The following is a 13,336-nucleotide window of genomic DNA, read 5'->3' on the forward strand; positions in this document are numbered from 1 at the left end:
CTCCCATTTCAATCGACTCGTCAGAAAGACCTTAGCGGCACGTTTAAAAAGGGGTGCCACTGGCGGCTTGTCCGCCAGTGCAGAACCTATGACTGAATACAGTGCAAAGCACGCCAGTAGTGGCATCCAACTCCTGGATGTTTACCGATTTTCAACGCGCAGATCGCGGAACAGCCGCGTCTCTGAATTGTCGCAACCGCCGCTCCCGCCGTCAAGAACGAACCTTCCCCCGCCGACTCTGCCACTCAACACAGCCTGATGGAAATTCGACAACCCATAGGGATTCGATAGCTTAACAACTATTACGTAATAATCGGTGAACGCTTCTCCGCCAATTCCGACATAAACTGCTGTGTGCGGGAGACGGCATCCTCAACGCTGGGGGGCAGTCCTTCCAGCAGCATGGCGTTGTCGAACAACTGCCGGGCGCATTGGCGGATGAATTCGCTGTGGTCGCTATTGCCCGAAAGATCGCTCAACCGTTTGATCAGTGGAGCGGACGGGTTGATTTCCAGGATTCGTTTGGCCATTTGGAAATCCTTGTTGCTCATTCGCAGCACTTTTTGCATCTGCGTGCTCATGGACCCCTCGGGATTGACCAAGCAGACCGGGCTGTCGGTCAGTCGTTTGGAAGCCCGCACGTCCTCGGCCAGATCCCCCAGCGCTTCTTTGAACAGCGACACGACCTTTTCAAATCCGGGTGTGCTGCTTTCGTCTGTTTCCTCTGCGGGGGTCTCGTCGTCGGACTTGTCCGTCTCTTCGTCTTCCGGAAACGCCAAGTCGGCTGCGTCAATCGACGTCAACTGTTTGCCATCGTAGGTCAATAGGTTGGAAAGCATAATTTCGTCGACCGGATCGGCCAGATACAACACTTCCAGTTTCTTCTTGCGGAAAATCTCCAAGTTCGGGTTCTTCTCAATCGCCGAGAGATCCGCGCCGCCCAGATAATAGATCTGCTTTTGATCCTCACCGGCCCGTTCGATGTATTCACCCAACGACGTCAATTCGCCTGCCGTATCTGAGTGCGACGATTCAAACCGCATCAGGCCGGCAATTTTTTCGCGGTTTTCAAAATCAGTGCTGACCCCTTCTCGCAAAGTCGTACCGAACATGCGATAGAAGGTTAAATACTCTTCCGGTTGCTGTTCGGCCATTTTGGTCAAATGGTCCAACACCCGTTTGACGAGCACCTTGCGAATCTTGCGAAAGATTGTGTCGTCCTGCAGCGCCTGTCGCGACACGTTCAACGGCAAATCGGCTGAGTCGACGATGCCGTACAAAAACCGCATGTATTCCGGCACCAATTCGCGGCAGTCATCTTGCACCAAAATCCGCTTAGCGCAAAGGTGCATGCCATGCTCCACGCGACCGAAGCCCATTGACTCCAAATTCGTGGCTGGGCAATAGACCAATGTGTGGAATTGAATCGGCGAATCGGCCGAGAGATGCAACCGCCACAGCGGCGATTCATCTCCGCGGTGCGTCAGGTATTGATAAAACTTGTCATACGCCTCATCGTCGAGTTGGCTTTTCGGCTCCGCCCAAACCGCGCGTTGTTCGTTGAGTTGTTCGTCGCCCAGTCGAACCGGATGTGGGACGAAGGTGGAATGCTTGCGGATGATGTACTTCAGACGTTCCTCTTGCGAGAATTCATCATACCCTTCCTTGAGGTGCAATTTGACGGTCGTCCCCCGCGGCAAATCTTCCGCCGGCTCAATCGTGAAACTCCCACTTCCATCCGACTCCCACCGCCAACCGGTCGATTCTTGATAACTCCGCGTAATAACCTCAACGGAATCCGCCAACATGAAAGCACTGTAAAACCCGACGCCGAATTGCCCGATCAGCGACAAATCCGCAGCGGCGTCTCCCGAGAGTTTATTCAGGAATTCCAACGACCCGCTGTGCGCGATTGTCCCCAGATTCGAAATCAATTCATCATGCGTCAGTCCAATGCCGTTGTCGACGATCGACAGCGTCCGCCCCTCGCTATCGGGCTCCAGACGAATGACTAGGTCTTCATCGTCACGATACTGTTCCTCGTTGACCTGAATGAATCGCATTTTGTCCAATGCGTCCGACGCGTTGGAAACGAGCTCACGGATCGTGATTTCGCGATTCTGATACAACGAATGCGACAACAAATGCAGCAGTTGTTTGATTTCAGTTTGAAACGTAAATTGTTCTTTGTCCGCTGCCTGAGCCATCTGCATCACCTCACTTCGCAAAAATGCCGTCACTAGTTGAACGTTGCTCGCAACCCGCCTCTGCGGCGACTTTGCGGCCTTAGCCAAAATGGCCAGTTTATACCGGCAGGCGGATAAGTCAATTCGGCGATCACGACTGGTCCTCAATCGACGCACGGCCCCCCCCAGAACCCGATTCACAACTTGATGTAACCGGCCCCAAGCGACAGTCATTTCCCGGCATTTCTTGGTTGGGACGATCGGTGCTTGACTTATACAACCTTAACTATACAGAATGCGTGAAGGGCAGAAACAGCAGCGGTGCCAGGGCAGTGCAACGTGGAGAGAGGAGCGAATATCGTGGATGACCAGCTCGTTGAATTATTGCGCAGCGCGGTGGGTGCTGAGGGGCCAATACGGCTGGCAATCACCAATTCGAGCGACGACGAGACCTGGGTTCAGACCATTGAGACCCCGTACGCCATCATCGGTCGCACTCCAAGTTGCGATGTACAACTCGACTGCGCCAAGGTCAGCTCCCGGCACGCGTATTTGCAGGTCATCAATGGCAATGTATTTTGCATCGATTTGGGTAGCCGCAACGGCACGCATTGGGCTGGTGGCCAGCGCCGCGCCGATTGGCTGATCCCGGGCCGCCGCGTCCGTATGGGCTCGTACTATATCGAAATCGATCCCGAGGACCCTTTCGCCGGTCAGGACACCACACTGACGCTGGGCAATCTCAATCCGTTGAATCGCTATGAGGACGAAATCGGGCCGCTGCCAGACGCGGAATTCGAGTTCGTTCGCAATGACGGCAATAACACATTTTGGCCTGTGAGCCGTATGCTCACTTTGGCCGGCAAGGTCTCCGGTTGCAAGATCCGCATCGCCGGCGGCAACCCCCGCGTGCATTGTTCGCTGCTGCGAACCCGTCAAGGCATGTGGATTATCGACCTGCTCAATCGCCAAACCGTACTCGTCAACGATAAAGTCGTTCAATGCCATTTGCTGGAGCATGGCGATAACTTCGAAGTACAAAGCTACCAAATGCGGATCAAGTACACCGGCCCGCAATTTGAAGACGCCCCTCCAGCCACTGCCGAGTCCGCCAAAGAAGATATTCTTTCACTCTCCGCCAGCGATGCCCTTCCGCCGTTCCCCGACATGGACGACGCACACGCTCCTCCTGTTCAAGTTGAAGATCCGCCGGATGTTGTACTCTCCGGAGAAGTCGACGACTTGTCAGCCTCCGCCTATTCGCAGGTCGATCTCTCTGGCAGCTCTCGAGGCTCGTCCGCCATGTCGAGTTCAACTGGCCGCGTCTATCGCGAGCTGGATGAACAATGGGCTGAACTGGAACGCCAACAACAGGAATTCCAAGTCGAGTCGCAAAACGAACGCGACAAACTTCAAGAAGCGCATCTTCTGCTCAGAACCGATAAACAAGAGCTGGCCGAAGAACGCGAAACGCTCCTCGCCGAACATGCCCAGCGGTGCCAAGAAATCGAGGACCTGCGCGACAGTCTCGAAGCCGAAAAGGCAAAGCTGCAAGAAGAACGGAAAACGATCCTCTCCGAACAACTGAACATGGGCAATCAACTCGCCGAGTTGGAAGAGAAGTTAGCGCAAACCGAGGCCGGTGTCGCCGATACTGCCGCCGCCCAGCAAGAAATCGCTACTACCCGCACTACGCTTGAAGCCGAGCAAAAAGAATTCGAATCCCAACGGCAAGATCTCGAAGCCGCTGTCGCGGAGTCGACTCAAACCAAACAGCAACTCGAGACCGAACGGCAACAACTCGACGAACAACGCAGTGCGCTGGAAGAACAAATCGCAGCCCACTCCGCTGAACAACAAACCGCGCAAGCCCAACTCGCCACCATCGCCACCGACCAGGAAGGCCACAATTCGCGAGCCGCGGAACTTGAGCAACTCGAGCAGCAATTGAGCCAAGAACGCGCCGCACTCGACGTCAAAGCGGCCGATCTAGAAGCGGAACAAGCCGAACTGCAGACTCAAATTGCCGAATTCGACGAACAATCCGCGACAATTTCGCAACAACAAGAAACACTCCAAGCCGACCGCGAATCACTCGACCAGCAGCGAGATCAGTTCCAACAGGAAAAACTGGCCTTCCAACAAGACCGCGAACAATGGCAAAGTCAAAGCGATGAGTTGCAACAAAAACGCAACGAACTCGAAGAGCAAATCGCAGCCTTGGCCGCCAATCAACAACAACATTCCACCCAAACGGAACAACTCGACGAACAACAAGCGCAGCTAAACAATGAGCAGGAGACCTTAAAGTCGCAAAAGGAAGACTTGCAACAACAACAAGCGAAACTGGAAGAGCAACGTGCGGAGTTGGACGAACAGCAGCAGGAGTTGAAATCGCAAACCGCGAACTACTCCGAACAAGAACAAGCACTCCGGTCCCAACAAGAAGCCGTTGCACAGCAAAGCCAACAACTGCAAGCTGAACGCGACGCCTTGAGTGCGGAACAAAACGAATTCAACCAACGCGTCACCGATTTTGAATTAAACGCCCTCCCCGCTGCCGCGGCGCAGCGGGAATCTCACGAATCGGACTTGGCGGCGTTGAAGGAATCGCAACAGCAACTTGAAACCCAGCGCGAGGAATTCACCCGTCTGCAAACCGAAGCGGAAGAACGCTCCCAACAACTTGCACAAGAGCGGAAAGAAATCGAAACGCTCAAGCAACAGTTGAATCAGGAGCAGGATTCCCTCAATGCTCAGCGTGAACAATCACAAACGGACTCGCAAGCAGAATTGCAAAAACGGAACGAACAACTGCTGGCCGGGCAAGAAAAACTCCTCAACGACCGCGAAGCGTTGAACGCCAATTTGGCGCAGTACAAAGCCGAAAAAGAGCGACTGCGGATCGACCAGCAACAATTCACCGCCGCCGTCGCGAAATTTGAATTGGCCAGCAAACAGGAAATCGCGCAAGTCTCAGCTGATGAAGCTCGACTGCAAGCTGAGCTAGAACAACTCCGCGCCGATAAAACCGCACTCGAACAACAAGTCGCCAAATTAAAAGCCGCCCCCGCCCCTGCCGCTTCTGCCGGCGCAAGCGGCGAATCGTCTCCGGAATCCCACGCTGAACAACAACGTTTTCGCGAAGCTGTTAAAGCCTTCCAAGCTGAAAAAGCACGCCATGAACAGGAACAGCATGCGGCGGCCACCGAACTCGTCTTCGAACGCGAACACATGGAGACCGAAAAGGGCAAACTCCAAGAAGCCCATCGTCGCTTCCAAGCCGACGTGCAGCAATTCCAAAACGAACAACATCGCTTTCGCGACGCCATCGCCTCGTTTCGCGCCGACCGCGAGCGATTCGAACGTGAAAAACAGGGACTCACCGACCCAACCAACCCCACTACCGACACCCCGCCCGCGTAAAACCGAATGGACGGTTCCTAGAACCAGTTTAAAAACCCGGTTGCGCTTGTTCAGGATTCTATAATGCAAGTGTTTGTGTGACGCGCCAGAGGGTTTTGAAACTACTTGTACGGATTGCCAGCACGAGGAACATCATGCCCCTACGTCACTTTTTCTTGTTCGCCACTCTGCTCGTCACTCTGCTGCCTGCCGCTGCTTCTGCCGAGCCACTCACCGCGGGCATTGCCGTAGTCGACGTCACGCCGCCGGTCCCGTACCGCATGAGCGGATATTTCCGCGAGCGGCTCAGTACCGGCATTCTCGATCCGCTTTATGCCAAAGTTGTCGTTTTCCGACAGGGTGACACGTCAGCGGCACTCGTCTTTGTCGACATGGTCGGCATCTCACACGACGTTTCCTCGCGCACCCGGGAACTGGCTGCGCAGCAAACCGGTATCCCCGTCGCTCACATTGCCATTGCCGCCACGCACTCTCACACCGGCCCGCTCTACTTCGGCGCGCTCCGCGCGCACTTTCATAAAAAGACAATTGAAGACCAGGGCCGAGACATCTACGAGACCGTCGACTATCCCACGCAGCTCGTCGAGAAACTCGCCGCCGCCATCAAACAGGCACAAGCGGCGCTGCAGCCTGTCGACTTGGCTGCCGGCTATGCCCAGGAAAAACGACTCTCCTTCAACCGACGCTTTCACATGAAAAACGGCTCCGTCCGTTTTAACCCCGGTTACAAAAACCCCAACATCATCCGCGCCGCAGGCCCTATCGACCCCGAAGTCGGATTGATCAGCTTCGCCAAGCCGGGCGAGAAAAAACCGTTCGCCGCAGTCGTATCGTTCGCGCTGCATCTGGACACGGTGGGCGGCACGAAATATTCCGGCGACTACCCCAAACATCTGCAGGACAAACTGCAAGCAGAATACGGCGAAGACTTTCTCTCCCTGTTCGGCGCCGGCACCTGTGGTGACATCAATCACGTCGACGTCACCGCCCCCAAACGCCGCACCGCTCCCGAAATTGGCGGACTGCTCTCTGAATCAGTCAGCCAAGGCCTCAAATCACTGACCCCCATCAAAGCCCCCGAACTTGCCGTACGCCAAACCGTCTACCACGCTCCGCTACAAAAATACACCGCCGATCAAACCCAAGCTTCCGCAAAAGCGATGGACAGCGTCGCCGACGGCAAAGTCCCTTTTCTCAAGCGGGTTGAAACCTACAAAATTGCTGCCCTGGCCCTCCGCGGCGGCGACACGATTCCGTTAGAAATTCAAGCCTTCCGCTTGAGCAAAGACGTCGCCATCGTCACACTTCCGGGCGAAGTTTTCGTCGAATTCGGCATGGCGATCAAACACGCCTCGCCCTTCAAAACGACGTTGGTCATCGAACTCACCAACGACGCCCCCGGCTACATCCCCACCCAAAAAGCCTTCGCCGAAGGCAGCTACGAAACAGTGAACTCCCGCGTACAAACCGGCAGTGGCGAGAAGATGGTCGATGCCGCGATCGGGTTATTGCGGGAGTTGGGTGGGGAACGGGCAAATGAGCGATAGAGAATGGCCATACAATCTACCCATCTGGAGGCGGGCGCACCGTTCAACTTCACCGGACGGCCGTATGGTCGCCGAGATTGATCCTGCCTACGAAGTTTCGATGAGCAATCCCACCTATGGATTACTGCGTTTATCAGGTGGCCTGGAACTCAAAGCATGCAATCCGAGTTTTATTTGGTCGGACGATTCACGCTATTTAGCAGTTCCTCAATTTTGCGCATATTGCATCATCCTACGAAGACAACGCATGTTGATCATCGATACGCAAGACCGGCGGGTATTTGAGTCAGCCGATCAAGCATATTATTTTCAACCTGAGTCATTTGCCGATGGCCAACTGGTTGCCACCAAAGAGCCGTCCAAAACTGCGAAGCAGATTCATTGGAGGATTCCCAACGACCTGGAAAAGTTCAAGGTCATCAAAACCCGCTGGGTGCAGGTAGCGCGGAAGAATTAGTAGAGAAAACGATTAGCAGTACTAACTGCCTCAATGCCGTTGCGCGAGTTCTTCAACCCCCCAAAGAAAACATGACGTCTCCACCACTACCCATCCCTCTTGGCCTACGCGCTCAGATTGTGTATAGAACACCCAACCCTTCGGCACGCCGATTGAGATTTTTGAGACTCGCCAATCATTCATTGACAGGAGCTAGCAGCATGGCCGACCGGACCCCACACGCATCCACGACGAACGCGATTACTGATTCCAGCGTCTCGCGATTCTCACGCTTGACCCGCACTGCACGCTTGCCGGTTCTTGTCGCCTGCCTTACAGCCGGTGCATTTGTGGTTGGAACGAACTGGCGATCCAGCGATGCGGCAGATCCTCCTGCTGGGAAAAAATCGTCCGCTGCGAGTTACGCGCAGGTCTACCTGCAGTTGGCCGAAGCTCAGTTGGCCTATGCCGAGCACATGAACAGCGAATCGGCGCGTACGTTTTCAGACGAACAGCTTGCCCAATACCGCGGGTCTGTACAAATCTGGCAAAAGCTTCTGAAACAAGAAAAACTCAGCGGACGTTTCGACCGCACCGCAGCGATCTTGTCCTTAGCAGAACAACGATTGCAGGCTGCTCAAACCGAACTGGCCAATGCCCAGACACTCAATAAAGACAACCCCGGAACGGTCCCCTCACAACGGCTCAAAGAACTTCAAGCCTATGTCACCTTGGCCCAACTCGACACCGCTGCCGGCAAAGCAGCACAGTCCGGTGACCCCACCACCCAACTTCGCTGGCGCGTCGCCACCCTGGAGAACGAGCTGATGAAAATGCGAAAAGAAGTCGACCTCATCCGCCGCACACAACAATAACCATCGACTCCGCACTCATTCACACAACTCGTAGGGGCCGAGACGGTGCTTAGACAGTGGGCGTTGTATTACACGGCCGCCGGGCCGCACAGCACCCCTTTGTGGCTAGAACCGGTCCCCTTCGAGTACCAAGTCCTCGCCGACGCTGTGTTAGTTCGATGAATTTCCGAAAATACAGGAATCCTGCGCACGCATAGGTAATAAATCACCGCAGTCGTTCGACTAGGTCACTGAGGTCTCCGCTTTGAGACTTCTTCAATACATCAGTGAAGGGCCTAGTAAGGGACGCCCACGTACATGACCGACTGGCGTGCGATCGTTGAACAATTCGGCCCCATCGTCTGGAAAACGGCGTACCGAATTCTCGGAAATGAAAGCGATGCGGCTGACTGTTTCCAGGAAACATTTTTGTCGGCTCTGGGTGTTGCAGAAAAGGGTCAAGTCAACCACTGGCCCGCTCTGTTGCGTAAACTTGCCGCAGCGCGGGCAATTGACCGACTGCGACAACGTGGAGTCGACCGAGCGGGCTCGGTGCAGCGCTTTGATTGCAGCTCAATTCCGGATGACGCGATTGATCCTCAGCAATCCGCCGAGACCGCGGAGTTAGCCGAGAAGCTGCGAGATTTGCTTCGTCATCTCCCGCCGCGAGAGGCAGCTGTGTTCTGTCTGCGGTTGATTGACGAACTGAGCTATGACGAAATCGCCGACGAGCTAGGGCTGACCACCAATTCCGTCGGAGTATTGCTCCACAAAGCCCGCAAGCGATTGCGAAACCTATGGGAACGATCCGAAACGGATTGCGCTAGTTCGAAAGGTGGCCAACCATGAACACTGAGCTAACCCCCAATGCGGAACAGGATGACTTGTTAAACAAGGCCACAACTGCCCTGCGTAAAACTTCTGTGCCCGACGGACCTCCACGTGATTTGGTAGATGCTGTCGTAAGCATGCTAGAAAACCGACCAGTCACCGATGCCCCTATTCTTCCAGCCTCAAGGAATTGGACCATGATTAAGAGAACTAGTTTCGCAGCCACGGCCGTATTGATCATTGCCTTTGTACTTGCCTTTGTCTCTGGAAACGGCAAAGCGATCGCATTGGCGGACGTAATTGAAAACGTGAAAAAAACGCAGACGCTCAGCTTTCGGGCCGAGACCTCCCAGCCTAATCCCAAGGACAAGGGAAAACCGTTGGTGAGGGTCATCGAGCGGTCAATCAAAGGGAGTCGGATGAGAACAACAGACTCGACCGGGGATATTCGCATTAACCACATGAACAAAGGCATCGCCATAACGCTGCAGCCTGCTAAGAATAGGGCGACGATTATCCTGGACAATCCTCAGCAGAAGAAACAGCCAATCGACGAGGTTGTAGAATTGCTCAAAAAACTCCGCCAAGAAAATGTGAACATGCTGGGCAAGAAAGAAATAGACAAGCAGAAAGCCGAAGGCTTTCTTGCACATGAGATAGGGCCCGCCGGTAGAAAATGGGAAATTGAAGTCTGGGTCGACGTGAAAACCGGCTTACCGATCACAATCGAACAACGGATGGGCAAACGACGAGCAATGCTCGATGGATTTGTGTGGAATGAGGAATTGGATGACTCCCTTTTTTCCCTCACCGCACCAGAGGGCTACAAAGTAACGACCATCAACAAGGCCGCTCAATAGGTAAAAACACTTGCCATTCGTTACAGTGGCCAGCAAGACGGGCTCTGAAGGACTGGAACAACAGCTAATGCAGTCGCAGCATTCTCGAAAAAGTCTCATTGGGCGATGACGACGTAAAGCGCTTGGGTTGGACGGCTTTCAGATACCCGATGTTCAAGACGCTACGCTCATACGTCCAGATGCCTGTGTAAACGTGAACGTAGCGAGCATTATAAATCAGTTGCCCCCAAGTACCGGGGACAAGCGTGAATGCACGGAATGTCTGCACGTCTCCCGAGGCTGCGTTCCTGGCGTCGGTTACCAATCGCACCTGGAGCCCCTCAGTTACCACAGTGATTTCTAAATCACTGCACGCCATGTCCGTCCACGAGTCACCAATGGCTATCGAATCACGCTCCGGGCGTCGGAATTCTTCCCGTTCCAGAAAACGAACGGTCTGGTGCGCGAAACGATCCGTAAAGCAGCTCTCTGGCAACGGCAAAGCCTGTGGTACAGCGTTGCGTCGCCGTGCTCCTTCACCTCCGCGCGATTCCTTAGTCCACTCAGAGCGGATGCGCTGAATGATGACAAACGGTGGCGCTGACATCTTCATCAATCTCCGCAACTTTGAGAATGTTTCTCTTTCGCCTCAATAAATCACAGCCACCTAAAAAAACAACGGCACCAGCCAATGCTCGCTGGTGCCGTTGTTTTTTGTGGATTGCTCAGACAACCCCCAACAAAATACCCCGTACGGGATTTGAACCCGTGTCACCGGACTGAGAACCCGGTATCCTAGGCCTCTAGACGAACGGGGCGAAACGCCCATTATTAGCGGATCAATACGGACATGTCAAACCGCTCGACCGCTGCCCGTCGCTGCGGCCGACTCAGGGTATATAAGGGGATATTTTGTCGAATTTGCCGTTTTTAACCGCTGATTGCCCGGGAATAGGGGGCAGCCTCAAACAGCAGCCCGAGGACTTTGACGTCGAGGAAATCCCCGCTTACCTCCCGAGCGGGACGGGGGAACATCTGTTTTTGTGGATCGAAAAACGGGGCATTGCCGCTCCAGAACTGTCGCGACACATCGCCCGCACACTCGGTATCTCCAACGGCGACATCGGCGTTGCCGGCATGAAAGACAAACAAGCCGTCACGCGACAATACGTCTCCGTCCCCGCCCGCGCCGCCGACAAAATTGCCGATATCGAGACCGACGACATTCACGTTCTCCAGTCGACTTTGCACGGCAACAAACTCCGCACCGGACAACTCCGCGGCAACCGCTTTGCGGTCCTGGTCCGTGACGTCGACGAGGCTGCAACCGAGCAGGCACAGTCGATCGCTAAGCAAATCGGCCGTTGGGGGTTCCCTAATTATTTCGGGGAGCAACGTTTCGGCCGCGCGGGCGAAACCTCGCAACTCGGCTTTGAATTGCTCAGCGGCGAAAAACGGGCCGGTGACATTCCGTATAAAAAACGCAAGTTCCTACTCAAACTGGCCCTCTCGGCCGCTCAAGCTGAACTGTTCAACGCGGCGCTCATACAACGAATGCACGACGATTTGCTACACCGCGTGCTGCCGGGCGATGTGATGCAAGTGGTCGAGTCGCGCGGGCCGTTCGTCGTGGAAGATGTCGCTGCCGAACAACCCCGACTCGACGCCGGAGAAATCGCCCTCACCGGCCCCATGTTCGGCCCCAAAATGCGACAGCCCACCGGCGCTGCCCGTGATCGCGAATTGCAAGTACTCAACCAATTCGGACTCGACGAATCCGCCTTCACCCGATTCCCCAAGCTAACCACCGGCACGCGAAGACCGTACCTGATCCGCCCGGAAGACCTGCGCGTCGACCCCAGCACGAACGGCCTCCGCTTCCAATTCACACTCCCCGCAGGCGTCTACGCCACCACACTGCTGCGCGAGTTCATGAAAACCGAACCTCAACCCTAAAGACGAAAAAAGCCTCACGCAAAGACGCGGAGCGACTGTGCGCGCAACCTCTTTTTTTCACTGTGCCGAATACCCCCCATCGACCATCAAATGCGCCCCCGTACAATACGACGCATCATCCGAAGCAAAAAACAAAATCGCCGCCGCCACTTCGCTCGGATCGGCAATCCGTTTCAGAAAACAGGAGCCACCCCAGTCCGGATCAGCGTCCGCAGCAGCGCGGTCCATACCCGCTTCAGAGGTCAGCCGCTCCACGATCTGCGTCCAAATCGTCCCCGGACAAACGGCATTCACACGAATCCCATCGTCAGCCAGATCGAGCGCCATGCAGCGGGTCATTGTGGCGATCGCCGCCTTGGTTGCGTTATACGTCACAAAATTCGGCTGGCCCAGAAAACTGGAAATCGAGCCGAGATTGATGATCGACCCACCGCCGGATTTTCGCATCTCCTCAACGGCATATTTCGAGACCAACGCCGTACCGATCACGTTGGTATCCAAGGATTGATGCCACTGTTCGACAGTGGCTTCGATACCATGCAACACAAACACGGCGGCGTTGTTCACGACGATGTCGATCTGCCCGAATGTTGTGATCGTTTGGGCGACCATGTTTTTGATCGACTCTTCTTGCGTCACGTCAGTCGGCACGAAACGGCAATGTCCGCCATTGGCCGTGATTGCTTCGGCCGTTTCCGCACCGTTGGTTTCGTTGATTTCCGCAATGATCACGTTCGCCCCTTCGGCAGCGAATCGTTCAGACGTCGCCCGCCCGATCCCCGCTCCCCCGCCAGTGACAATAGCCGTTTTCCCGTCCAGTCGTCCCATGCTGTTGATCCTTAGTTTTTGTGATTATGAATACTGTGTGCGAGGGCAAAGCCGTCGGTTTGGGAGTTTTAGATTTCAGCCAATAGGGAGGCAATCCGTTCTCGCAATGCGTCGGCAGTGACGCCGGTGATGCGGAATTTTTTTTGGGACGAGGTCGGCCCCACCACCAATTCAACCTGCGATTTCTTCAGTCCCAGCGCCTTTGCCAACACCTTTTGAATGGCCCCATTCGCCTTCCCTTTTTCCGGCGCCAGCGTGACTGCCACCTTCAACCGCCCATCATGCACCCCCACCACGCCATTCTTCCGCGCGCCGGCTTGCGCACGCACAGGAAGCAGCACGCCGTCGGTGGTTGGTTCGATGTCGATCATGTGGAATATCGTACCAAAGCAGCGGTGGCGATGCGCGGATGAGCCGCGCTCTTATTTGTAAA

Annotated in this window: 11 protein-coding genes and 1 tRNA gene; 7 read left to right on the forward strand and 5 right to left on the reverse strand. The window is 55.0% G+C overall.

Going from position 1 to position 13,336, the window contains the following annotated elements; genetic code table 11:
* Window positions 1-302: 302 nt before the first annotated feature.
* Window positions 303-2,420, reverse strand: a complete 2,118-nt coding sequence (htpG, locus tag CA54_RS00455) for a molecular chaperone HtpG (RefSeq protein WP_231962921.1) — start codon at window positions 2,418-2,420, stop codon at window positions 303-305.
* Window positions 2,421-2,546: 126 nt separating this feature from the next.
* On the opposite strand from htpG, the gene CA54_RS00460 reads away from it, so the two are divergent.
* The 6 genes from CA54_RS00460 (at window position 2,547) to CA54_RS00485 (ending at window position 10,140) form a co-directional block, all read left to right on the forward strand.
* Window positions 2,547-5,612, forward strand: a complete 3,066-nt coding sequence (locus CA54_RS00460; protein WP_197532092.1) for an FHA domain-containing protein — start codon at window positions 2,547-2,549, stop codon at window positions 5,610-5,612.
* A gap of 134 nt (window positions 5,613-5,746) precedes the next feature.
* Window positions 5,747-7,159, forward strand: coding sequence for a neutral/alkaline non-lysosomal ceramidase N-terminal domain-containing protein (locus CA54_RS00465; RefSeq protein WP_146368922.1), 1,413 nt, complete (start codon window positions 5,747-5,749; stop codon window positions 7,157-7,159).
* Window positions 7,149-7,616: a hypothetical protein gene (locus CA54_RS00470; protein ID WP_146368923.1), complete on the forward strand. Its 468-nt coding sequence runs from the start codon at window positions 7,149-7,151 to the stop codon at window positions 7,614-7,616. The genes CA54_RS00465 and CA54_RS00470 overlap by 11 nt, the downstream gene beginning before the upstream one ends.
* 200 nt (window positions 7,617-7,816) lie before the next feature.
* Window positions 7,817-8,470, forward strand: a complete 654-nt coding sequence (locus CA54_RS00475; RefSeq protein ID WP_146368924.1) for a hypothetical protein — start codon at window positions 7,817-7,819, stop codon at window positions 8,468-8,470.
* 297 nt (window positions 8,471-8,767) lie between these two features.
* Complete coding sequence (locus CA54_RS00480; RefSeq protein WP_146368925.1) at window positions 8,768-9,298, forward strand: RNA polymerase sigma factor; 531 nt, start codon at window positions 8,768-8,770, stop codon at window positions 9,296-9,298.
* Window positions 9,295-10,140 carry a LolA family protein gene (locus tag CA54_RS00485; protein ID WP_146368926.1) on the forward strand — a complete coding sequence of 282 codons (846 nt, stop codon included), beginning with the start codon at window positions 9,295-9,297 and terminating at the stop codon, window positions 10,138-10,140. The genes CA54_RS00480 and CA54_RS00485 overlap by 4 nt, the downstream gene beginning before the upstream one ends.
* Before the next feature lie 64 nt (window positions 10,141-10,204).
* On the opposite strand, the gene CA54_RS00490 is transcribed toward CA54_RS00485, so the two are convergent.
* Both CA54_RS00490 and CA54_RS00495 read right to left on the reverse strand, forming a co-directional pair.
* Entirely contained in the window at window positions 10,205-10,726 is a 522-nt protein-coding gene (locus CA54_RS00490) for a hypothetical protein (RefSeq protein WP_146368927.1), read from the reverse strand.
* Window positions 10,727-10,864: 138 nt separating this feature from the next.
* A tRNA-Glu gene (locus tag CA54_RS00495) sits at window positions 10,865-10,937 on the reverse strand.
* Window positions 10,938-11,031: 94 nt separating this feature from the next.
* On the opposite strand from CA54_RS00495, the gene truD reads away from it, so the two are divergent.
* Entirely contained in the window at window positions 11,032-12,075 is a 1,044-nt protein-coding gene (gene truD / locus CA54_RS00500; RefSeq protein ID WP_197532093.1) for a tRNA pseudouridine(13) synthase TruD, read from the forward strand.
* A gap of 57 nt (window positions 12,076-12,132) precedes the next feature.
* Here the strand turns inward: truD and CA54_RS00505 are convergent, their stop codons facing one another.
* Together CA54_RS00505 and CA54_RS00510 are read right to left on the reverse strand one after the other, a co-directional pair.
* On the reverse strand, window positions 12,133-12,903 hold the full coding sequence (locus CA54_RS00505; RefSeq protein ID WP_146368929.1) for an SDR family NAD(P)-dependent oxidoreductase: 771 nt from the start codon (window positions 12,901-12,903) through the stop codon (window positions 12,133-12,135).
* A gap of 68 nt (window positions 12,904-12,971) precedes the next feature.
* Window positions 12,972-13,274: a DUF167 domain-containing protein gene (locus CA54_RS00510; protein ID WP_146368930.1), complete on the reverse strand. Its 303-nt coding sequence runs from the start codon at window positions 13,272-13,274 to the stop codon at window positions 12,972-12,974.
* Window positions 13,275-13,336: the final 62 nt, after the last annotated feature.

The organism is Symmachiella macrocystis, from assembly GCF_007860075.1.
GTDB lineage: Bacteria > Planctomycetota > Planctomycetia > Planctomycetales > Planctomycetaceae > Symmachiella > Symmachiella macrocystis.

Coding starts and splice junctions, on each gene's coding strand:
- htpG (WP_231962921.1), bottom strand. CDS start 2,420: ATGACTGTCGCTTGGGGCCGGTTACATCAAGTTGTGAATCGGGTTCTG.
- CA54_RS00465 (WP_146368922.1), top strand. CDS start 5,747: ATGCCCCTACGTCACTTTTTCTTGTTCGCCACTCTGCTCGTCACTCTG.
- CA54_RS00470 (WP_146368923.1), top strand. CDS start 7,149: ATGAGCGATAGAGAATGGCCATACAATCTACCCATCTGGAGGCGGGCG.
- CA54_RS00475 (WP_146368924.1), top strand. CDS start 7,817: ATGGCCGACCGGACCCCACACGCATCCACGACGAACGCGATTACTGAT.
- CA54_RS00480 (WP_146368925.1), top strand. CDS start 8,768: ATGACCGACTGGCGTGCGATCGTTGAACAATTCGGCCCCATCGTCTGG.
- CA54_RS00485 (WP_146368926.1), top strand. CDS start 9,295: ATGAACACTGAGCTAACCCCCAATGCGGAACAGGATGACTTGTTAAAC.
- CA54_RS00490 (WP_146368927.1), bottom strand. CDS start 10,726: ATGTCAGCGCCACCGTTTGTCATCATTCAGCGCATCCGCTCTGAGTGG.
- CA54_RS00505 (WP_146368929.1), bottom strand. CDS start 12,903: ATGGGACGACTGGACGGGAAAACGGCTATTGTCACTGGCGGGGGAGCG.
- CA54_RS00510 (WP_146368930.1), bottom strand. CDS start 13,274: ATGATCGACATCGAACCAACCACCGACGGCGTGCTGCTTCCTGTGCGT.